Source organism: Chloroflexota bacterium, assembly GCA_016235055.1.
Classification (GTDB): Bacteria; Chloroflexota; Anaerolineae; order JACRMK01; family JACRMK01; genus JACRMK01.
Genome location: JACRMK010000051.1, coordinates 139,800 through 162,374, shown reverse-complemented (window position 1 = coordinate 162,374; position 22,575 = coordinate 139,800). Strand labels below are relative to the sequence as shown.

General features: G+C 65.1%; 13 protein-coding genes. 8 read left to right on the top strand and 5 right to left on the bottom strand.

Annotation, left to right across the window (positions count from 1 at the left end):
* Window positions 1-454: 454 nt before the first annotated feature.
* From HZB53_13595 to mfd, 4 genes are all read left to right on the top strand, one after another.
* Window positions 455-2,083, top strand: a complete 1,629-nt coding sequence (locus HZB53_13595; GenBank protein ID MBI5878678.1) for a gamma-glutamyltransferase family protein — start codon at window positions 455-457, stop codon at window positions 2,081-2,083.
* Window positions 2,084-2,132: 49 nt separating this feature from the next.
* Complete coding sequence (locus HZB53_13590) at window positions 2,133-2,822, top strand: hypothetical protein (GenBank protein MBI5878677.1); 690 nt, start codon at window positions 2,133-2,135, stop codon at window positions 2,820-2,822.
* 76 nt (window positions 2,823-2,898) lie between these two features.
* Complete coding sequence (locus HZB53_13585; protein MBI5878676.1) at window positions 2,899-3,456, top strand: aminoacyl-tRNA hydrolase; 558 nt, start codon at window positions 2,899-2,901, stop codon at window positions 3,454-3,456.
* On the top strand, window positions 3,453-6,956 hold the full coding sequence (mfd, locus tag HZB53_13580) for a transcription-repair coupling factor (protein ID MBI5878675.1): 3,504 nt from the start codon (window positions 3,453-3,455) through the stop codon (window positions 6,954-6,956). Before HZB53_13585 ends, mfd begins: the two co-directional genes overlap by 4 nt.
* Window positions 6,957-6,962: 6 nt before the next feature.
* On the opposite strand, the gene HZB53_13575 is transcribed toward mfd, so the two are convergent.
* On the bottom strand, window positions 6,963-8,684 hold the full coding sequence (locus HZB53_13575) for a PD40 domain-containing protein (GenBank protein ID MBI5878674.1): 1,722 nt from the start codon (window positions 8,682-8,684) through the stop codon (window positions 6,963-6,965).
* Between the two features lie 104 nt (window positions 8,685-8,788).
* On the opposite strand from HZB53_13575, the gene HZB53_13570 reads away from it, so the two are divergent.
* Window positions 8,789-9,082, top strand: a complete 294-nt coding sequence (locus HZB53_13570; GenBank protein MBI5878673.1) for an isoamylase early set domain-containing protein — start codon at window positions 8,789-8,791, stop codon at window positions 9,080-9,082.
* A gap of 11 nt (window positions 9,083-9,093) precedes the next feature.
* Here the strand turns inward: HZB53_13570 and HZB53_13565 are convergent, their stop codons facing one another.
* The gene (locus HZB53_13565; protein MBI5878672.1) at window positions 9,094-12,165 is read right to left on the bottom strand and encodes a glycosyltransferase family 39 protein; all 3,072 of its coding nucleotides are present in this window, start codon (window positions 12,163-12,165) and stop codon (window positions 9,094-9,096) included.
* Between the two features lie 8 nt (window positions 12,166-12,173).
* Window positions 12,174-15,110: a S8 family serine peptidase gene (locus HZB53_13560; protein ID MBI5878671.1), complete on the bottom strand. Its 2,937-nt coding sequence runs from the start codon at window positions 15,108-15,110 to the stop codon at window positions 12,174-12,176.
* Between the two features lie 182 nt (window positions 15,111-15,292).
* On the opposite strand from HZB53_13560, the gene fdhF reads away from it, so the two are divergent.
* The 3 genes from fdhF (at window position 15,293) to HZB53_13545 (ending at window position 20,564) form a co-directional block, all read left to right on the top strand.
* Window positions 15,293-17,359, top strand: coding sequence for a formate dehydrogenase subunit alpha (gene fdhF, locus HZB53_13555; protein MBI5878670.1), 2,067 nt, complete (start codon window positions 15,293-15,295; stop codon window positions 17,357-17,359).
* Between the two features lie 219 nt (window positions 17,360-17,578).
* Entirely contained in the window at window positions 17,579-19,381 is a 1,803-nt protein-coding gene (locus HZB53_13550) for a PD40 domain-containing protein (protein MBI5878669.1), read from the top strand.
* Between the two features lie 184 nt (window positions 19,382-19,565).
* Complete coding sequence (locus HZB53_13545; GenBank protein MBI5878668.1) at window positions 19,566-20,564, top strand: M23 family metallopeptidase; 999 nt, start codon at window positions 19,566-19,568, stop codon at window positions 20,562-20,564.
* A gap of 3 nt (window positions 20,565-20,567) precedes the next feature.
* Here HZB53_13545 and HZB53_13540 read toward each other — a convergent pair whose 3' ends face one another.
* On the bottom strand, window positions 20,568-21,368 hold the full coding sequence (locus HZB53_13540) for an amino acid ABC transporter substrate-binding protein (protein MBI5878667.1): 801 nt from the start codon (window positions 21,366-21,368) through the stop codon (window positions 20,568-20,570).
* The gene (locus HZB53_13535) at window positions 21,365-22,531 is read right to left on the bottom strand and encodes a metallophosphoesterase family protein (protein MBI5878666.1); all 1,167 of its coding nucleotides are present in this window, start codon (window positions 22,529-22,531) and stop codon (window positions 21,365-21,367) included. Before HZB53_13535 ends, HZB53_13540 begins: the two co-directional genes overlap by 4 nt.
* Between the last annotated feature and the right edge of the window lie 44 nt (window positions 22,532-22,575).

Genomic DNA, 22,575 nt, shown 5'->3' with positions numbered 1-22,575 from the left:
GGGGGCAACCTGGTGGACAGACTCCAAATTGAGAATTGCTGCAGTTCGAGCAGTCCGGGGTCCGTGGGAGTGCGTCTCTGCCTTGCACAAGCGCGGCAGTATACATTAGACATTATTGGAAATAAGCAACGATCGCTCGCAAAGGCCCGGAGGACTAGCGTTTCAACATACCAGCGGCCTATTTCCAATATTGTCTATTGTTCCGAATGCAGCGGCATAAGCCCGGTGCGGGCGCGGTCTCCGCACCCGCTCCCCCGCGCCCCAACGCAGACGCGGCAGGAGGATGCCGGCCAGCCGTCACCGACTCGCGGCCCATGGACGCGGACACAAGCCCGTCGGCTGCCCGCCTGTGCACGATCGATGACGAACACAGTGCGTGCGAGTGGCGTCACGAGCGCTTGGCTCTGGTATAATGGAATGCATCTCAAGCACCTACCGCACAGGAGATATCCCTATGCCTCCGCATCGCAATGCATACCGGCCCGTCGTCATGGGTCGTCGCGGCGTCGTGACATCCGCGCATCCGCTGGCCTCCACGTCCGGGCTACACATGCTGCTCCAGGGCGGCAACGCCGTCGATGCGGCCGTCGCCGTCGCCAGCACGCTGAACGTCGTGGAACCGTATATGTCGGGCTTCGGCGGTATCGGCCTCATGATGATCTATGACGCCCGCAGCGGCCAGCGGCACCTGCTGGACTTTGTCGGTCCCGCGCCGCGCGCTGCCGATCCGGCGCAGATGACCGCCGACGAACAGCTCGGAGGTCCACGTGCCTGCGTGGTGCCAGGCAATCCGGCCGGCTGGCTGTCCGCGCTGGAGCGCTTCGGCACGATGCCGCGTCATACGGTGCTGGCCCCGGCCATCCAGTTGGCCGAGGCAGGCGCGCCCCTCACCTGGAAAAATGCCGAGTTCTATGGACTGGGGCGCAAGACGTTGGAGCGCTCGGCCGAGGCGCAGCGCATCTACCTGGCTGCCGAGCCGCGTAGCGGGCAGGTCGTCAAGCAAGCCGATCTCGCGCGCACCTACCAGACGCTGGCCGAAGGCGGCGCCGAGGCGTTCTATCGCGGCCCAATCGGTCGCCAGATTGCCCAGAGTGTGCAAGCGGCCGGCGGCTGGCTGACCGCAGCGGATCTGGCCGACTACCAACCGGTCTGGCGCGAGCCGCTCAAGGCAACCTTCCGAGGCCACGAACTTTTCACCGTGCCCCTGCCGCACTGCTCATTCCAGATACCAGCCACGCTCAAGATTATCGAGGGACTGGATCTGGAGGGCATGGGCCACAACTCGGCGGAATACCTGCACGCTCTGATCGAGGCGATCAAGCTGGCCACGGCCGACCGCCTGGCGTATGCACCGCGGCGCGATCAGAGCATCGTGGCCGGCCTGCTGACAGACGGCTATGCCGCGCGCCAATGCGCCCGCATCGACCGCCTGCACGCGGCCGCCAGCGCGGGCGAGCGGTTTGACTCAACGCCGCTGCCCAACGAATTGGCCGCCGGCAACCCCGCCGAGTTCCCGCACGAGCACACCACGCACTTTGCGTGCGCCGATGCGGCGGGCAATGTGGTCACCGTCACGCAGACGCTGGGCAACGTTTTCGGCTCCGGCTTTGCCGCGCCGGGCACCGGCGTGCTGCTGAACAATCTGTTGTTCTGGGCCGACCTGCACCCCGACAGCCCGTACCGCCTCAAGGGTGGCGAGCAGCCGGCAGCGCAGATGATGATGTCACCAACGCAGTTGACGCGCGGCGGCCAGTTCGCGCTGTCGATCGGCACGCCTGGTTCGTACGGTATTCTGCACACCACCACGCAGATGATCCTGAACGCTGTCGTGTTCGGCATGAACATCCAGGAAGCGATCGAAGCGCCGCGTGTGCGCATCTACCGCGATCGCGCCGTGGACATCGAGTCGCGCGTGCCGGAAGCCGTGCGCGCCGACCTGGCCGGGCGCGGCCACGCACTGAACGTGCTGCCCGACTGGTCGTGGGTCGTCGGCGGCGGGCAGGGCATCGTGCGCGACCCGGAGACGGGCGTGCTGGGCGGCGGGGCCGACCCGCGGCGCGACGGATATGCGCTGGCATGCTGACGCGCCGCGGTTTTTCCGCATGGTCGACGGGTATGTTAAACTAGACTATATGAGACGATTGGTCTTTGCGTTGTTCCTATTGTTCGCGCCATGGGTCCCCGCAGCCGGGGCGGCGGCGCTGCAGCAGGATTGCAGCGGCGTCTCCATCACATCGCCCAAGGCCAACGATGCGGTTCGCGGGCGGGTTGACATCAGCGGCAGCGCGAACATCCCACAGTTCCAGTTTTACAAGGTCGAGTACGCGCCCACGTCGAATCCAAGCGATTCGTCATTTGCCAATGTCGGGCCGGACGTGCGCCGCACCGCGGTGCAGTCCGGTCTGCTCGACGTCTGGGATACGAGCAGTCTGCCGGACGGCCCGTACACCGTGCGCCTGACCGTGGTCGACATCCGGGGCAACTTCCCATGCCCGCCGGTGCAGGTGCGGCCCATCGTCGTGTCCAACCGGGCAGCGACGCGCACACCGACCGCCACGCCGACCGAGGCGATCACGCCGACGGCGACCATCAACATTGTCGTGACGCGGCTGCCGGCGCCGACAGTTGTGCTGCCCACCAGTGCCGCGCGGGCCACGCCAACGCGCGCGGCCACTGCGGCGCCCGACTCGCGCCCGCTGATCAACCTGGACTTTCTGCCCGGCCTGATGGAGGCGCTCTCGTGGGGCATTTGCGCGATGGCCGCGCTGGTTGTCATCAGCCTGGTGTACATCAGCGTGCGCGCCATCCTGAACCGGTTGTAGCGCGCCGGCCAGGCAGACAACGTGACGGCTCATGCCCGGTCTCGCACAGACCGGGCGTTGTGTGTTGGGAGCATGCATGAAGTTGATCGTCGGCCTCGGAAACCCGGGGCCTCAGTACGCGAACACGCGCCACAACGCCGGCTTTCAGGTCGTCGATCGATTCGCCGCGCGCCATGAGTTCCTACTGCGCAAGATGCAGTTCAACGCCATGGTCATCAGCGGCGCCATCGCCGGCGAAAAAGTCCTGGTAGCGCGTCCGCTCACATTCATGAACGACAGCGGTCGTGCCGTGGGGCCGCTGGTGCGCTGGCTCAAGCTCGAACTGCCCGACCTCCTGGTTGTGTACGACGAGATCGATCTGCCGCTTGGCACGCTGCGCCTGCGCCCCGACGGCGGCAGCGCCGGTCACAACGGTATGAAGTCGATCATCGAGCAGCTCGGCACCGAGTCATTCGCGCGCCTGCGGATCGGCGTCGGCCGTCCGGTCGGCGGCGGCGTCAGCCACGTGCTCGGCGCGTACAACCGCGACGAGCTGCCCCTGGCCGAAGACGCATACGATCGCGCCGTCGCCGCCATCGAGACATTCATTGCGGACGGCCTGATTACCGCCATGAACCGCTTCAACGCCGCGTGAACCTCGCCGCCCTGCTGGCCTACCTCCGGAATTCTGCCGACCACACGGAACTCATGGCGCGCCTGCGCGCCGGCGGACCGCCCGTGCGGCTCAACCTGCTCGGCGCCGCGCGCGCGGCCGTGCTGGCGGCGCTGCACGCCGATTGGGGACGGCCGGTCGTCGTGCTCGCGGCCAAGCCCGAGCATGCGCTGGACCTGATGCGCCAGCTTGCGTGCTGGGCCGGCGACCCCAAACTGATGATGCTTTTCCCGGCGCCGGATGCATTGCCGTTCGAGCGCGCCGCCATCGCGCCCGAGGCGCGCAACCAGCGGCTGGCCGTCCTGCGCGCGCTGCAATCCGGCCACGCGCCGCTGATCGTCGCCCCGGCGCGCGCACTCATGCAGCAGACCGTCAGCCCGGAGCGATTCCGCGCCGGGGCGCAGGCCCTGCGTCGCGACGAGACGCACCCGCTGGGACCCTTGCTGGCCGGCTGGCAGCACGCCGGGTACGAGCCGGTCACCGTGGTTGAAGAGCGCGGCCAGTTCGCGCATCGCGGCGGCATCGTCGATATCTGGTCGCCGGCCGACGCCGCGCCCGCACGCATCGAGTTCTTCGGGGACGAAATTGATTCGATCCGGCGCTTCGACTTGCAGTCGCAGCGCTCGCGAGAGGCGCTCGAGGCGCTGCAGATCATTCCGGCCAGCGAGGCGCTGCCGCAGTACGGCCCCGATGCGTACCGCCGGCTGCGCCGTCTCGTTGAAAACGCCTCGCTCCACGACGCCGCGCAGCGCGACTTCGCGACCGATCTGGAGGAATTGAGTGCGGCGCGCCGTTTCCGGCAGGTTGAGTTCTACCTGCCCTATCTCGACGAACGGCCGTACACACTGCTCGACCATCTGCCCGACGGTACGCTGATTGTCGCCGACGAGTGGGCGCTGGTGCAGGCCGTCGCGTCAGAGTGGCGCGCCGAGGTCGAGCAGTTGCGCGCCGACGCGCTCGGCCGGCGCGACGTGCCGGAAGGCTTCGCCGCAGCCGTCTCCGACCTCTTCACGACGCTGCACCCCGCGCTCGACCTGACCTTCGGCCTGGTCGACGATGGCTTCGGCCACTGGGAAGAACGCTTCAATACAGCGCCACGTTATGGCGGCAAGCTGCTGAACGCCATCGCGCACTGGCAGGAACGGCTGGCACAGGGCGAGCGCATCGTGGTCGTCTCACGGCAGGCCGAGCGCATCCGCGAATTGACGACGGAGCGCGGGCTTGGCGCGGCGATCAACGAAACGGTCGGCACGGACCCGCTGACACTGGTCCCCGGCGTGCTGCCGGAAGGCTTTGAGGCGCACGCGCCGGAAGCCGGCGGCGCGCTGCTCGTCCTGTCCGACGCCGAGTTATTCGGCTATGCGCGCCCGGAGCCGCGCCGCCCATCCGAGAAACACTCCGCGCCGATCGAGTCGTTCTACGCCGATCTGACCGTTGGCGACTACGTCGTCCATGTCGAGCACGGCATCGCGCGCTACGGCGGGCTCGTGCGTCGCGATTTCGGCGGCGTCGAGCGCGAATACCTACAGCTCGAGTACGCCGGCGGCGACAAGCTCTACGTGCCGGTGGACCAGGCGGACCGTGTTGCGCGCTACGTCGGCGCGGGCGAGGGCGCGCCACCCGTACACCGCCTCGGCACCGCCGATTGGGAGTCCGCCAAAGCCAAAGCGCTGAAAGCGGTCGAGGAAATCGCCGACGACTTGATGGTGCTGTACAGCAAGCGCGCGACGGTGCAAGGCCACGCGTTCGCCGGCGACACACCCTGGCAGAAGGAACTGGAAGAGTCGTTCCCGTACGTCGAGACGCCCGACCAACTGCGGGCACTGGCCGCCATCAAACGCGACATGGAGTCCGAGCGGCCGATGGACCGCTTGATCTGCGGCGACGTCGGCTACGGCAAGACCGAGGTTGCGCTGCGCGCCGCATTCAAGGCGGTCATGGACGGGCGGCAAGTCGCCGTACTCGTCCCGACCACCGTGCTCGCCGAGCAGCACCACAAGACATTCCAGGAGCGCATGAAAGCGTTCCCGATCACGGTAGAGATGCTCTCGCGCTTCCGCACCGAATCACAGCAGCGGAAGATTTTGGCCAGCCTGAGTCAAGGCGGCGTGGACATCGTGATCGGCACGCACCGCCTGCTGCAGGACGACGTGCTGTTCAAAGACCTTGGCCTGCTGGTCATCGACGAGGAACAGCGCTTCGGCGTCAAAGCCAAGGAGCGCCTCAAGCAGATGCGCACCGAGGTGGATGTGCTGACGCTGACCGCCACCCCGATCCCGCGCACGCTCAACATGGCGCTGATGGGCGCGCGCGACATGAGCACGATCGACACGCCGCCCGAAGAGCGCCTGCCGATTCGCACGTATGTGATGGCGTACGACGAGGCGCTGATCAAGCAGGCCATCCTGCGCGAACTCGGGCGCAACGGGCAGGTGTTCTTCGTCCACAACCGCGTGGAGGGCATCGAGCAGGTCGCGGCGCGCATTCGCCGGCTGGCCGGCGATGCCCGCGTGGTCGTGGGCCACGGGCAGATGAGGGAGCGCGAGCTCGAACGGGTCATGCTCGAGTTCGGCGAGGGGCGCTACGACGTGCTGGTCTGCACGACGATCATCGAGAGCGGCATCGACCTGCCCAACGTCAACACGATCATCGTCAATCGCGCCGACCAGTTCGGGCTGGCCGACCTCTACCAGTTGCGCGGGCGCGTCGGGCGCAGCACGCGCCAGTCCTACGCCTATTTGATGTTCTCGCGCGACAAGACGCTGGTCGACGTGGCGCGCAAACGCCTGCAGGCGATCTTCGAGTCGAGCGAACTGGGCGCGGGCTTCAAGATCGCCATGCGCGACCTCGAAATTCGCGGCGCGGGCGACGTGCTCGGCGCCAAGCAGCACGGGCACATCGCAGCCATCGGCTTCGATCTGTATACGAAGCTTCTGGCGCAGGCGATCCGCGACAAGCGCGAGTCACTGCCGGCCGCCCAGCGTGCGGAGGCTGCGCCGGTTGAGGACGCCGCGCCGACCATCCGGCCGACGCTGGCGCTCGACCTGCCACTGACGGCGCACCTGCCAAAGGATTACGTGATCGACGAGGAGTTGCGTTTGCGGCTCTATCGCCGGCTGGCCGAACTGGTTGCGGCGTCGGATGTCGAGGAGTTCGAACGGGAGCTGGCCGACCGTTTCGGGCCGGTGCCGGCCCCGGCGCGCAACCTGCTCTACCTGGTTCGTCTGAAAGCGCTCGGACTGGGCGCGGGCGTGGATGCGATCGTGGCCGACGCAGGCCGCGTCACGGTACGCTTCCGCGACCGACTGCCGCTGCTGGAGTGGCGAGCCTCAAAACCGATCGGGGAAGCCGTGACCGTATGGCGCAACACGTTTTCGCTCGCCATCGAAGATGGCTGGCGCGTCACGTTGGAGAGCGCCCTGCGCGAAATCGCCCGCGACACGACGCGCGTGCCGATTGGGACGGCTGCGCCGGCGCGCTAGTGCACCCTACGGAACCATCTGGCTGAAGCGCTGCGTCACGTCGGGCGGCAGCGGTATGCCTTTCTCGTTCATCGTGAGCGTATCGTACCTCTGCCGCACCAGCGATTCGTAGCTGAATAACTCTTTGTAGTCGGACGGCGGGTAAACCTCACGCAGCGCCTCCCACCACGTTACGTCGCTGGAGGCCTGGTAGTGCCAATACTCCAGCGCCTGGAAGTCGCGGCGCCAGTCAAAATCCGGCTGTGTATGCGACGGGATGCGCCGCCAGCCGAACTGACGCGCCAGTTCCGTCACGTCGATATAGTAGCCGGGCAACACGCCGCGGATCAAGCCGCCGCGGTTGGCGGCGCGCGCGCGCGCCTGCGGGCTCACGTCCCACACCGCCTGCCGCAGCGGCTCGCCCAGCGAACCGTCCTGTTTCGCCGTGCGCAGGTAAACCCGCCAGTAGGTTTCGCCCAGCAAGTCTTCGCGCGCAATCTCCATGTTCCGTCCGGTCGGCCCTAGATAGTCCCAGAGCAGATCAACCGCGCGCCCCACCTTGTGCCATGACAGATAGTCGGAGGCGCTGCTCTTGAACGACAGCGGGCGGTACGACTCGCTCAAGTTGTTCAGGAAATCCCAGCCCGAGACCTGGTTGACGCGCTGCCGCCAGGCCATGAACGAATCGTCCACCCGATCGCTCAACGAGGCGGGGAGCGTCATGCGCATATTCGGCAGTTTGACGAAATTGAACGGGTCGGCTGAACCGGGCGGGTTGACCATGACCGTCTCCGTGAAAAGCGGCTGGTCTTCGCGCGCGAGGCTGGCCGGGTCACGCGCTACCCCGGCCTGTCCGTTCCAGTCAGGCTGGCGATACCAGTACGTGTCGTGAGTCAACGGCGCGGCGCGCGAGCCGTCTGCCGCGGCCAGCCAGAGCGACTGCTCGGTTTCGGATTGCCATACATAGGCGAGCGCAGAGCCATCTGGCGACCAGGCCGGCCACTGGTTATAGTCCAACGCGGTTACGCGGCGCCACGCCTGTGGCGCCGCAACTTCGACGACGTCAATTTCCCGCGCACCGTTACGCTCGCTGACAAACGCAACGCGCTTGCCGTCCGGCGACCAGGCTGGGTGCTCCTGGTCGGCGGACTTCTCCTGGGTCAGATTGCGGACACCGGAACCGTCGGCATTCATCAAGTAAATCTCTTTATTGCCATCCCGAATCGACGTGAAGGCGATCTGCGCGCCATCCGGCGACCACACCGGATCGTAGTCGTGCGCCTGCGATTTAGGCGTCAGATCGACCGCATGGCTGCCGTCCACATCCATGACCCACACGTCCAGGTCGCCATCTTTCTCCGCCGTGTAAGCAATCCGGCGGCCGTCCGGCGACCAGCGCGGCGAGCCTTCGAAGCGCAGTTCGGTGGTCAGTCGCCTGGCGCCCGAACCGTCGGCATTGGCGGAATAGATCGACCAGTTGCCGTCCCGGTTGGATTCGAACGCAATACGCGCGCCGTCCGGCGACCAATCCGGGGCGCGGTTATCGCCTTCCCCAAACGTCAACCGTTTCAACAATTCGCCCTGGGTGTCCAATACGTAAATGTCCCAGTGATAATGGCGATAGACCGACGCGACAATCGCTCCGGTCGGCGCCGAGCGCACCGCAGATGCTCCCCAGCCACTGGCGACAATCGCCAGCGCCAGTAATGCGATCCAAACGCGCCGATTGATTCGCTGCGCGCGTCTCATGCCGGCCACCGCCGTCGGGGGCCGGAGCGCACGCGTGTTTTGCGCCCCAATTGCCGCATGCTAGAATGAGTCATTAATAATCGTACTAATCGGAAGATCGATCCATGATACATAAGAAGCCGCTCCCGGATGGACGCGTCGCCGTCACATTTGAGATGCCCGCCAGCATTTGGGCCGATACGATACACGTCGTTGGTGATTTCAACGGTTGGGATCACACTGCCCATCCGCTGAAACAGCGCCATGACGGTGTCTGGCAAACGACACTGGTGCTTGACGCCGGGCGCGACTACCAATATCGCTACCTCATCAATGGCAGTGACTGGCAGAACGACTGGCAGGCCGACCGTTACACGCCCAATCCGTACAACGCGGAGAACTCCGTCGTTCGCACCTGAGCCGCTGAGCCTTACGGCCACTGGAGACTGGCGAGTCGCCAGCGGTCGCCGGCCGGTTTGCCGTCCACATCCATGATCGCCAGCCGCGTCGTCGTAACCGGATCGTACATTCCGATATAGACCGTGTAAGCGCCGGCCGCAAGGTTGGGCGGCAACTCGACGCGGTAGCTGTCGATCAGGTACTCCCCTTCGATCCAGCCCGTCATCGGGTATGCCCCGGCGCCCGGCTCGCCATCTTTCTGCCCGACAATCTGCTCGTTGTTGCCGACGACATGCACGAAGACTTTGTAGTTCGCCTTCGCCGCTGACAGCGACTGCCAGTAGAGTGTCGCCGTGAGCACGTTGCTCGCGGCAACGGCCGGCGCGCGCCCAATGTCGTAGCCGACCAGCAGCGCGCTGTCGCCGAAGCGAACGTGCGCTGCATTGCCGATGCTCGCCGGCGCCTGCATGACCCGCTCGCGCCCCTGGATGGTCACCGTTCCCAGTTCGATGCTGTCTGCCGTTAGCGGCCACCACCCGGCGCGCGCGGCCAGCACTTCGTGATTGCGCGCGGCAAACAGCGCGAGCATCACATGGTATGAACCGTTGGGCACGTCGGCAGGCACCGGCAGATCGTGGCTATCGGCGACGTATTCGCCGCCGCTCCATTGCGACGCCGGGTACCGCCCTTCGACGGGCGCCAATTCCTGCGCGGCCCATTGGCGGCCGCGGTCGTCAACCAACGTCAATCCAACAATCATGTCGCCAGCCGGCGTCTTGAACGCATTCCAAAGCAGTTCGGCATGCACACTGGCGCCCGGTTTGACCGGTCCCGCCGATAGTTCAACGCGATCCAGCGCCAAAACGCTTCCGAACACCGGTCGTGGCGGCCACAGCGACGACCCGCCCGTCGACGCGGGCCGTGCGATCTGCACCTGCCCGGCGCGTGCGCGCACGCCGTCAACGCCATTGGCGACGGGCACCGGGCGGCCGCCCGACGGATCGTACAGCGTGACCAGCACATTATACGTGCCGGGCGGCGTTCCGCGCGGCACGTGCAGACGCCACGCATCCGGCAGCACCTGACCAATTGTCCAGTCACCCGTCGGGATCAGTCGGCCAACCGGCACGCCATCGACCGCCGACCAACGTCGCCCGCGCGCATCGTACAAGCCAACCGACACATGGTAGTCCACGTCGATGGGCGCCAGCGCCTTCCAGTACAGCGTGATGTCGAGTTTATCGTCCGATGTAACGGTTGGCGGGCCCGCATAGCCGGCTAACTCGATGCGCCCACTGAAAGCCTGACCCGGCACGGTCGCAACGCCAAATGCATTCAGCGCCACGCCGCGCGCCACAAACGTCTGGACTTTGACATACGATTCGCCGGGCACCGTAATCTCGTCCACAGCGATCATGTTTTTCGCCAGGTAGTCCCGTATGAAGCCGTGCGGGTCATTGACCGTGTCGTTCGCGCGCAGCACCCACAGGCGCGGATGATCGCGCAGCAGCTGATCGAGCGCAGCGGCAGACGCCGTTTCGTCGGTGCCGTAGAAATCGGACGCCGCGCTGCCCCAACCGAGATTTGGTGACGCATCCAGTGAACCGGTTTGCGCCACCACCAGGCCATCCGTATGGGCGGCTGGATAGTCCGTCAGGCGGCCACGCCACGCAATCGGTCCGCGGTAGTAGTAGACGAATGCTGGGTAAATATATCCAGCGTTGATCAGTATGGCATCGCCCGGCCGAATACGCTCCTCAATGTAAGCGACCGCGCTGCGGTAGTCGTCCTTGGCGTACTCGGGCGCGTTCCGCCGGCCGATGTCGGCATACGCCATCCCGCCCAGCAGTATGCCAAGCAGGAGCACCGTCACCAGCGGCGAGCGGCGCGCGATCAGCGCCAACCCAGCCGCGGCGACAATGGCGAACGCGCCGGAGAAGATGAACATATAGCGCACATGAAACAGCGGCACGCGCGCGGAGGCCAGCATGATCAGCGCGAACGGGACAGCCGTGCTGAGCACCAGCAACCACAGACCGGCGATGCCGCGCCCATCGGTTCCGCGCGGGCGGCGCACCGTCGATGCCAGCGCGAGCACGCAGAGCAGCAGAACCAAGCCCACCAACAGATCGGACGCGTAGGCCCGTGGCATCGATTGGCCGTACGCCAGCGCATAGATGGCTTCGGCCAGCGCATCGCTTAACGCTACCACCGAACGCCACGGCGGCACCGGCGGATCGATCGCCTGTCGGACGGCAGTCGGCAGCCACGGCGCAAACAACGCAATGACTCCAACCTGCACCACACACCACAGCACCAGCGGATGCTGCACGATGGCCGCGGCAGCGCGCCAGACGCGCCGCGCCGCCAGTGCCGTACCGCCAGATGCGGTCGCCGGCTGCTCAGGCGCTAGGTTGGCGCGGTTTCTGCCGCGTAGCCGCTTGAACGCATGCGCGATGCGCCGCCCGCCAGCCCGCCAGGCGACATGGTCAATCAGCAGAAGTATCGCTACATATGAGAACTCTGCAACCCACAGGAATACAAAGTAGTAATGCGTGTAAAGCCCCAGCGCAACCGTCGCCGCGTACGCGGCGGAAAATGTCCAGAACGCCTTGCGGCGGACGCTGAATCCGGCACGCCAGATGCGTTCCACGAGCCACAGGGACAGCAGCACCAGACTGCCGGCCAGCGTGTACATCCGTATTTCCTGCGCGTACCACAACTGGAACGACGAAATCGCAAGCAGAAATGCAGCCAGCGCAGCGGTGGGCGCGCCAAACCAGTCACGCGCCAGCCGGAATCCGATGGCGACCATCAGCACACCAAAGAACAGCGAGAAGAACGCCGCCGCAAACTCGCTCGCTCCCGCCCACGCCAGCCAGTAGTGCAGCAGCAAGTAGTAGAGCGGCGGATGGATGTCGCCGGCGGTGTGCGCGATCAGATCGGCGACGGGCTGGCGCGCCAGGAAGAGGCTGACCGCTTCGTCATACCAGAGGCTTTGCGCGCCCAGTCCGAAGGCACGCGCGCCGAACGCGGCCAGCAAGATCAGGCGCACGGTCAGCGGCACGTTGAAGCGGGCGGGAGCGCTGTTAGCGTTCGACACGCGCGAGCCTATTGCCCAAGCAGCGCCCAACTGGTTCCCGCCGAGGGAGCAGTGCCGTAGACGGTGCCGGGCGGCGGGTTGGAAACGCTGCAGAAGCGCTGGTCCGCACGGCTACCCGTACTATCTTCAATGCCGATCGTTACGTCGGCGGTATCGTCGACGGTCTGATACTGGAGCACGGCATAGCCTTGCGGGTACAGTACGATTTCAAACGACTCAACCTGCACGGCGCTGCCTTGCATCGAAAAGCGCGGCACTTCCTGCCACTCGATGACAAACAGGCCGTTCACGGTCTTCGCCCACACCGCACGCGCGTAGCTGGCGGCCTCGGGTCGGGCATCATTGGGCACCAGATCGACCCAGTAGCCATAGATCGCATTATCCGGCGTGGTGGCAGATGGGATGCATTCGTGCTGCGGGTACGAATTATCGAGCGACCCAAAACTTACAAAGCCGTTCGACGACACATTGACGCTCGAATAGGTATTACCATAAAACGTGAATGCGAACGGCAGCGCAACCGTCTGCGTAACGTCATCAGCGTTAGGGAAATTGACCGGATCGAGAAGGCGCGTGCCGCCGCTGGCGTCAAGCCAGTTGAATGCGGGCGGCCAGTCGCGTAGAATGGCCGGCAGATAGAGGCGCGGCCGCGTCACGCCGATGTAGAGCGCATTGCTCGTCGCCGCTGGGGTCGTCACGCTGACGAGTCCCGATTGTGCGTTGAGCGGCACGGTTACGGTAATGGTGTCGCGCGTGAACGCATTCGAGGGCACCGTCGTGGTTACGCCGCCAAAGTTCACCACCAGCGGCTGCGCGCTGCATCCCTGCTCGAAATTGGCGCCGTGCAACACCAGTGTGCTGCCGGGCTGCAGCGGCGTGGCCGATACTGAAGCCAGCGTCGGCGTGTTAAACGCCTCGCTCACGACCGAGTACCTTTGCGCACCCCCGTACGGAAACACAGCGCCATAGACTTTGATTGTCCAGGGGCCGGTCGCCGGGTTGTTGACCAAAACCTGTTCCACATTGTTGGTCGAATCGACGCCGTGCATCGCGTTGGTCAACGGGTTGGTCGCATCAAGCACCCACGGGTAGTAGGTCGTAGTGCCCGTCGGGTCGGTCAACGTCAGGTCCAGGTCGTTCACCAGTTCCTTGGCGGCATTCTCCAAGCCGGCCAGATCGTCCCAGGCCAGCGTGACCTTGAGCGACGTGTCGCACGACAGCACATTGGCTGTATACGTGACAAGCGATCCGCCGGTGATGGTACCTTCGCGCCAGCGTCCGGTGCGCACCAGGTCCACCGAGTTCTTGGCATCGACCCGGCCCCAGCCATAGACAAAATCCGGCCCCGCGTTGCCCAGATCGACCGCACCTTGTATTGCCAGCGCCTTGAACGTGGATGGCAGCAACATCGACGTGGATTGCCCGGTCATCTGCCGGTACTGCTGGAGCATCAGCGCGAACATACCGCTGACAGCCGGCGCTGACATGGACGTGCCATACTTCAGTCCGTATCCAACCCCTCCACCGCCGGGGCATGTGGACTTGATGCCCGTCGCATAGGGCGGCGAAGACGCGCAGACCGTCGAGCCTGATGGCGTAACGGTGCTGTACCCAGGCGCGACGACGTCCGGCTTGATGCGCCCGTCATCCGTCGGTCCCCACGAGCTGAACGACGCGATGGCGTCGTTGAACACATCCGTTGCGCCCACACTGACCACGTTCTTGGCCGTTCCCGGGGCAATGACAGTCTGGTAGCCGGTGGGCGAACAGGCGCTCTGACGCTCGTTACCGGCGGAGAACACTATCGGTATTAGCTTCGACAATAGCCCGTTCACCAATTGATCATAATACACCGCCCAAGTCGCGCTATCATAATTCCCCAATACTGAGCAGGTGTCGGGATAGGTCGGTGGAAAGCCCCATGAATTGTTGCTGATGTCCAGGCCGTAGTTTGAGATGGCGCCTTGAATTTCGTTGTATGGCGTGGTCGGCGACGTCGCGTAATCGTATGAGACCAGGGTTGCCCCCGGTGCCATCCCCCGCCACTGGTTCGCCGTGCCGCCCTGCGCCACACTATTCTGCCCGTCGCCAATCATCGTGCCGGCTACATGTGTCGAGTGCCAGTTTGTGCCGCAGTTGACGTCGATCTGGCCTGGCACGTTGATCAGGCGGGACCCAAAGTCAACATGCGACGCGACCGGCCCACAGTCCCAGATACCAAGCACCACGCCCGCGCCGTTCAGGTTGTACGGCGCGTCCTGGACATCCTTGACCCGCATTTTCAAGCGGATCGTGTCATTCATCGTCGAAGGCAGCGGCGGAGCCAGCGTGATCCAGCGCAAGGCGTCCTCGCTTGCCAGCGGCGTTAGCTGGGTCGCGGGCACACGGACCAACAACAACAGCAGCACCGGATCGCTCGAATCGACCACGCCGCCATGACGCCCGATCGCGGACCGAGCGTCGGCTTCGGCCACGTCAGCGAAGTACCGAATGTAGAGCGATACTGTACCATCGCCACTCTGCGGCGCCCTGCCGCCGCGCAACGATGCCGACAGCCGATCCGCCGGCTGAATGGCGCCAACCCAGCGCAGACCCGATACACGACCGAGGTCTGCGGCGGCAGACGGAGTAACGGCCGCGAACCAGGCGCGCTCCGGCAGATAATCGAGCAGGCGGATTCCGCTCGCCGCCAACGCAGCCCGCGCCTCCGCAGTCGGAATATCGGCCAACTGCACAATGACATGGCCGGAGCCAAGCGTTTGTGACTGGAGGTGCGCGCGCGCGGACGGCTCGACGCCGGCGGCCGGCGTGAACTGCCTTGAACGCAAGAGAATGGGCTTGACAGCAGGCGTCTGCGCCTGCGCGTCGCCGGCCTGGCGGCTTGCCGCCAGCATCGCCAGCACCATTCCCAACAGGAGCGCGCGAACAAATGAAGATTTACTCATCGGCGTACTGATTCATTATACGAGAGGCGTTATCCTTACCCAAACGATTTTCGCCAGCGGCTGCGGCGCAGACGTGACCGATAACATGTTTATGCGCCTCGGCGTGGTATAATTCGTGTCGGGCATGCACGCGCCGCGAAGGGCCACACGCACCACTGGAGCGCTTACCCGGGAGAATGCTGATGGATGGTGAAACCGTCACTTCGACTACCTGCCCCTTCTGTGGGGTCGGCTGCACGCTGGAACTGCACGTCAAGGGCGACCAGATCCTGCGAGCCACCTCGCCGTATGACTCCGTAGTTAATCACGGCAATCTGTGTGTAAAGGGCCGGTTCGGCTGGGACTTCATCTACCATCCCAAGCGCGTGACCGAGCCGCTGATCAAACGCAACGGCCACTTTGAGCCGGCGACGTGGGACGAGGCGCTCGATCTGGTCGCCGACCGATTCACGGAGATCTACCGCCGTCACGGCCCCGATGCGCTGGCCACGTTCTTGTGCGCCAAAGCAACCACCGAAGACAATTACCTCGCGCAGAAGCTGTTCCGCGCCGTGTTCCAGACCAACAATATCGACCACTGCACTCGGCTGTGCCACGCGGGTTCGGTCGTAGCGCTCATGCTTTCGGTCGGGTCGTCGGCTATGTCGAACACGGCGGCCGAATGCGCCCTGTCGGACGTCATCATTGTGACCGGGTCGAATACCGCCGAATCGCACCCGATTATCGCGTTGCAGCTCAAGGAGGCGGTCCGCAAGCACGGCGCCAAACTGATCGTCGCCGACCCGCGGCGCGTCGAGATGGTGGACTTTGCCGAATTGTGGCTGCCGCAGCGACCCGGCACCGATGTGCCGCTGTACTCGGCAATGGCCAACGTCATTATCCGCGAAGGGCTTGTCAACGAGCGATTTATCGCCGAACGCACGGAAGGCTTTGACGCGTTCGCGAAAGCGATCGAGGGCTTCACCCCGGATTTCGCCGCTTCGATCTGCGCGGTGCCTGCCGCCGACATCATCCGCGCGGCGCGCATGTACGCCACCGCGAAAAACGCATCGATCTTCTGGGCGCTCGGCATTCCGGAGCACACACACGGGACCGATAATGCCCTGTCGCTCGTCCATCTGGCGTTGCTCACCGGTCACATCGGCCGCCCGGGCACCGGCCTGAACCCGCTGCGCGGCCAGAACAACGTGCAAGGCGCCAGCGATGCCGGCGCGATGCCGTGGCACTTCCCCGGCTATCAGGCCGTTGAAGACCCGCAGAGCGTCGCCAAATTCGCGGCCCGCTGGGGCGCCGCACCGCCGCCGCGGCGCGGGCTGACCACCACAGAAATCGTTACCGCCGCCGGCGATGGGCGCGTCAAGGCGATGTTCATCATGGGCGAGAACCCGCTCATGTCGGAGCCCAACTTGCATCATGCCGAGCAATGCCTGAGCAAGCTCGATTTCCTGGTCGTGCAGGACCTCTTCATCAACGAAACCGGCGCACTGGCCGACGTCTTCCTGCCATCGACCAGCGCGATCGAAAAGGACGGCACATTCACCAACACCGATCGCCGCGTGCAGCGCGTGCGGCAGGTGATCGCGCCGCGCGGTCAGGCGCGGCCGGACTGGCAGATTGTCTGCGACCTGGCGCAACGGATCGAGACAAAACTGGGCGTGTCCCGCAGCGCCTACTGGCAGTACCAGTCTCCCGCCGAGGTCTTGCGCGAAATGGGAGAACTGGTGCCAGCCTATGCAGGCGTCACGTACGAGCGGCTGGAGCGGGGGAGCTTGCAGTGGCCGGTGCCCGATACGGAGCACGCGGGCACGCCGTTCCTGTTCGAGAAGACGTTCCCGCGCGGTCGGGGCAAGTTCTTCCCGCTGATATACCACCCGGCGGCCGAGAGCGCCAGCCCGGAGTACCCGTTCCTGCTGACGACCGGCCGCGTCCTGTTCCAATGGCATGGCGGCACCATCACGCGGCATTCCCAGGTAGACACCGCCTCGCCCGAGGCGTTCGTCGAAATCAACCCGGAGGACGCGGCTCACCTCTCAATCGAGCACGGCGAATGGGTACGGGTTACCTCGCGACGGGGCGCGATCGAACTGCGCGCCCATGTGACCAATAAAGCGGTCAAGGGTGTTGTCTTCATTCCGTTCCACTATGCCGAGGCGCCCGCCAACGACCTGACCAACGACGCCGTTGATCCGTTGGCCAAGATCCCCGAATACAAAGTCAGCGCCGTTCGCATCCAGCGTATTGAGGATTAGCCACACCGCGCACGGACTCAAGGCTCTTCCCGCTATCGGATTCTCGCGCATCGGTTGACCGTTTCCCATATCATGTAACTTGAATTGCGCCTGATACTTTGGGGCAATCGGATTTCGCAGTTACAATAAATGCCGCTTGCGTACTTGGCGTGGCAAACGATCTGTTGTGGTGTTCCGCCGAGTAGCGCTATTTGCCGGGCGAGGAGCCATTCGTACTGCATGAGTGAAGTCGAGAGTCTGGAAGCGCACTTTTTTGAGCTGAAAAGCAAACTCAACACCGGCGCGCTGTCGCCTGAGGAGTTTCGGAGCCAGGTTGCGCGCCTGTGGTTCGAGGACGAGCAGGGTCACACGTGGATGATCGGCGCCCAGACCGGGCACTGGTACGTCTACAAGAATGACCGTTGGACACAGGGCGAACCGCCGCGCGCCGACTCCCATGGCAGTGGCATGATGGACTGCCCGCGTTGCGGGGAGCACATAGCCCTCCATGCTGCATTCTGCGGGCACTGTGGATACCAGCTTGCCATTCCTGACCTGGTCGCCTCGCAGCAAGAGGCGAGCGCCGAACCAAAGAGTGCCGGCATGCCGTCGGCCACCACCACCGCGCCACGGGCGACGCCGCGTATGTCACGCCGGGTTTTGCTGGCCACCGGCGGCGCCATCTTCTTCGGCGTCACCTTCCTGTGCCTGAGCGGCATTGGCCTGGTCCTGCTGCTGCGCAGCGGCGGGCTCGGCGGCAGCATGCCCGCCGCGGCGCAGGCGACGGCAACGGCGACCCGTGCAGTCTCAGCGTCGCGCGTCACGAGCACGCCGACGCCATCGGTCACGCCCACGGCGTTGCCGCCCGCCGCGAGCCCCGTGGTGGTCACCATCGCGGCGCCGACGACCGTCCCGCAGACCGCCAAGCTCGTGGCGACGCCGGTCATCGTCTACATCGAAACCGAGACGCCGACACCGGCCGGAGCGGCGGCGCTTGTGCCCACCGCGACTGCAACGGCAACACCCAGCCCGGTGGCGGCGGAAACTCCGACGGCGCTCCCGGCCACCGCAACCGTCATACCGCCGACGGCAACAACCGCCGCGGCCACCCACACGCCCGCGCCGCCGACCAATACGCCCGTTCCACGCCCGCCGACGGCGACGCCCGTTCCCGCCGTTGTGCTATCCGGCCGAATCGCATTCACCGTGCTCAATCCGAGCGTGCATGACCGTCCGATCTACGATGTGGTTTTGTCCGGCGTCGACGGCGCCAATCGCACGACAATCGCGCCCCGTCGGCGGCAGCCCGTGTTCAGCCCCGATGGCGGACGTCTGCTCACCATGGGTATGGACGACAACAAGCAGAAACTCCTGATCAAGGATGTCAATACCGGTCAGGAAACTGACATTGGCAACACACCCGTCGAGTCGATGCTGCCCTCGTGGTCGCCGGACGGCGCTACCGTATTGTTTGCAGCCGCCGACCTGGACGATCGACAGTCGAGGCTGTATATTGTCGATGCGCGCGGCGCTCCTGAGAACCGTACGCCAATTCGGACCGCGCCCAAGATCGACCTGATCGGCCGCTACCCGACCTGGCTGCCGGACGGCCAGATTGTCTACACCGGCTGTGACAAATGGGGCGGCAGCGGCCAGTGCGGTATCATCCGTGTGAACCCCGATGGCGGATCGCCAACCTTCCTGACCGCCAACGAGCGCGACGGCACCGATACCGCGCCGTCCGGCAACGGCTCGACCGTCCTGTTCATGTCGAACCGCGACGGCAACTGGGAAGTGTATGCCATTCCGTTGAGCGGCGGCGCAGCGCGCAATTTGACCAGCAGCCCCGGCGACGATGGCCTGCCGGTCTTCTCGCCGGACGGCAAATTCATCGCGTTTGTCAGCAACCGCTCAGGACAGTGGGCCGTCTGGGCTATGCGCGCCGATGGAAGCGATCCCAGGCAACTGTTCACGCTGGACGGCGGCTTTGCGTCGGGAGCCGGACTGGATTGGACCAGCGAGCGTCTGAGCTGGACAAAGTAGATTCTGCCTTGCCAACCACCGGGCGCGAACCGGCACGCTTCGCCGGTTTGCGCTCAACTTCGCATCCACCATCGTGAAAGCGCCTCCCAACCCCAGGCGGCCAGAGCGCCGCGAGCCATCGTTCAGTCTCGCGGCGCTGTTCATTCTTTTTGCCTGCTCGGGTCTGCTGTTGTGTGCGACCGGCATGGTAGCCAACGAGACCACCGCTGGGGCCTTCATGGCGCTCTTTGCCTCCCCAACACCCACCATCACCCCGACGCCGACAGTGACGCCGACGCCAACAGTGACGCGGACGCCGACGATAACACCGACGCCAACCCGCACGCCCACTCCGACGACCTCGCCAACCGCGACGCCGACGCCAACCCGCACGCCCACGCCGACGATCACGAAGACGCCGACGATCACGCCGACGCCGACGCCGGTGCCGCCGGAAGAGCATTACTGGCTGGATCGGCCGATTTCTACAGTCTACCAGGACTATATGAACCCGACCTACCTTTACGGCTCATACGGCGATGGTTCCCTCTATCTGCATCGCGGCGTGGATTTTGACAACAACAAAGTCGGCACGCCGGTGCTGGCAGCCAACCCTGGACTGGTCATCGTCGCCGGGCACGATGACAAAATTGCCTATGGGTTGGACACCGACTTTTACGGGACGCTGATCGTGGTGCAGGCCGAGCAATTCTGGCAGTCGCAGCCGGTCTACACGCTGTATGGACATCTGTCGCGCATCAATGTGCAGGTCGGCCAGCGCGTGAAGGCCGGCGATCCGATCGGGAATGTGGGCGAGGAAGGCACCGCGGCGATCGGCCCCCACCTGCACCTGGAAGTGCGCGTGGGGGCGAACGACTACGCGCACACGCGCAATCCGGCGCTGTGGATCAAGCCGTATCCAGGCACCGGCAATGTGGTGGGGCGCCTGCTCGACGCGCGCAACCAGCCGATCCCAACCACTCACATTATCTTCCGCCGGGTGGACAAGCCGAACACGCCGTACCGCGAGACCGACACCTACCCGAACCGCACCGTCAACGTGGACGAAGAGTGGAAGGAAAATTTCGCCATGCCCCAACTGGAGACCGGCCGCGTGCTGGTGCAGGCGATTGCTAACGGTCGTCTGTACAGCATCGAAGTTGTGATCAGCGACGGCAAGACCAGCTACGTGACGCTGCAGTAGCCGCTAAAACCAGCGCGCCATGAGGCGCGCCATCGTGCCGTCGCGCTCCATGGCGCGCAGGTGCCGATTGATTGTCGCCAGCAGCGTCGGCGCGCTAAGGCGCATGGCAATCACAAAATTCGGATCGTCGCCGACCGGCTCGCCGGCAATCCGCAGTGCAGACCGGTTGCGACTCAGCAATCGCGCCGAAACGGCATCGGCCAGTAGCGCCTGCACTTCCCCCGCCTCCAGTGCGACCTCGGCGTCCGCAAGCGAAGTGTACGTCTGCACCCGGTATCCGTTGCGCCGCTGCAGGCGGCGCGCCAGCGTGTCGGCATTGCTGCCGTACTCGACTCCCAGCAGCATCCCATTGAGATCAGCCAGCGCCGCGAGCTTGCGGTCGTCCGCCCGCACCAGGAGTACCTCGCCGCCGCGAAAGTAGATGTCCGAGAAGGCCACGTCCTGCGAGCGCAGACGGTCGTACGGAAGCGCAGAGACGATCACATCGTAATGGCCGGCGGCGAGTTCTTCGTACAACGCATCATAGCCGGTGGTCACAAACTCGGCGCGCAGGTTCATGCGCCGGGCCAGCTCCCGCGACAGGTCGGCGTCGAAGCCGCTGATCTCGTCCGCGCCAAACGACTCGAAGGGCGGAAACGACGCGTCCATGCCCACGCGCAGCACACCGGACGCCACAATGCGCGCATACTGCTCATCCGGCACGATCGCCGCGCCGCCGGTGGTCAGCATCCACGACAGCAGGGCGAGCGCGGCGCACACCAGCAGCGCCAGCGCGATGCGCGCCCGGCTCGAGAGCCGGCTCAACCGGCGCCCACCAGTTCGATCAGCGTTAGTTCCGGTGGACATAGGAAGCGCACCCTCGGCGCGCCCTTGCCTTCGAGGCCAATACCACGGCTGACGTAGAGCAGCATGTCGCCCAGCCTGTATAGCCCCATCTCCAGTTGCTTGTGATAGATCGAGTTGGTCATGAGCGCGCCGAAGCCGGGCAGCCGCACCTGCCCGCCGTGTGTGTGACCCGCCAGGTGCATATCCACCAGCGCCGTTGCGGCGGCCTGCGGCGCGAGGTCCGGCGCGTGATGCAGCAAAACGGTAAACGGCACGTTGCCGTCGGCGCTGTCGCGTTGCCCGAGCGCGCGGCGCAGGCGCTCGCCATCGGCATGCGGGTCATGCGAGCACGTCACGCCCACAATGTGTACGTGATGATCGCGCACGGTCAGTTCCACCAATTCGTCTTTGAGCCAGTGGATCGGCAAGCCGTCGACGATCTTGCCGACGACGTCGTGCGGATCGACCGGCGGGCTGCCGCTGACGGCATAGACGGGCGCCAGATCGCAGATCTCGGTCCAGAGCGCCCGCGCCTGCCACTGCGCCTCGGGATCATGCGTGTTGGACAGGTTCAGGAAGTCGCCGGTAAACAGCACCGCGTCCGGATGCAGTGTCCGGATATACTCTAGCAACTGGTTTTCGCGCGTGCCGTGCCGTTCAAGGTGTATGTCGGCAACGTGCAGCAGGCTCACCGTTTCCCCGGGCGGCAGCGACGGCACGTCGAGCGCCATGCGGGAGAGGGTCAAGCTTGCCGGTTCGAACACAAAACCATCGAGCATAAGCAGGAATCCGGCTGCCTGAAGCGCCACGCCCGACCACCCGGCATCGAAGCCGAGCCAGGCGCCCGCGCCGGCCAGCGCAAGCGCCGCCAGCAACCTGAGCACCGCCAGCGTCAGCCACTGCGTCTGCACCGGTCCGAACGAAATGCGATAGCGAGGCAGCACGCGCAACACGGCGCAGTCGGCCAGGTGGGCCAGCAGCAACGCCCCGGCATGCAGCAGTCCCAGCCAGCCCGCCAGCGCACCATCCAGCACGATGAACGGCGCCAACAACAGCGCGATCGGCACGCGACCCAATCGTTCCAGCGGCACGATCACGTGGTGGAACATGCCTTCTTCCAGGTTGACCTGGTGGGATTTCACCGAAGCAGGGATCGCTGGCAAATCGCGCTGCCGCGCCGGGGAGT

Excerpts from the sequence above, each read along its gene's own strand:
- HZB53_13590 (MBI5878677.1), top strand. The coding sequence starts at position 2,133 with ATGAGACGATTGGTCTTTGCGTTGTTCCTATTGTTCGCGCCATGGGTC.
- fdhF (MBI5878670.1), top strand. The coding sequence starts at position 15,293 with ATGGATGGTGAAACCGTCACTTCGACTACCTGCCCCTTCTGTGGGGTC.
- HZB53_13570 (MBI5878673.1), top strand. The coding sequence starts at position 8,789 with ATGATACATAAGAAGCCGCTCCCGGATGGACGCGTCGCCGTCACATTT.
- HZB53_13585 (MBI5878676.1), top strand. The coding sequence starts at position 2,899 with ATGAAGTTGATCGTCGGCCTCGGAAACCCGGGGCCTCAGTACGCGAAC.
- HZB53_13595 (MBI5878678.1), top strand. The coding sequence starts at position 455 with ATGCCTCCGCATCGCAATGCATACCGGCCCGTCGTCATGGGTCGTCGC.
- HZB53_13560 (MBI5878671.1), bottom strand. The coding sequence starts at position 15,110 with ATGAGTAAATCTTCATTTGTTCGCGCGCTCCTGTTGGGAATGGTGCTG.
- HZB53_13575 (MBI5878674.1), bottom strand. The coding sequence starts at position 8,684 with ATGAGACGCGCGCAGCGAATCAATCGGCGCGTTTGGATCGCATTACTG.
- HZB53_13545 (MBI5878668.1), top strand. The coding sequence starts at position 19,566 with ATGGTAGCCAACGAGACCACCGCTGGGGCCTTCATGGCGCTCTTTGCC.
- HZB53_13550 (MBI5878669.1), top strand. The coding sequence starts at position 17,579 with ATGAGTGAAGTCGAGAGTCTGGAAGCGCACTTTTTTGAGCTGAAAAGC.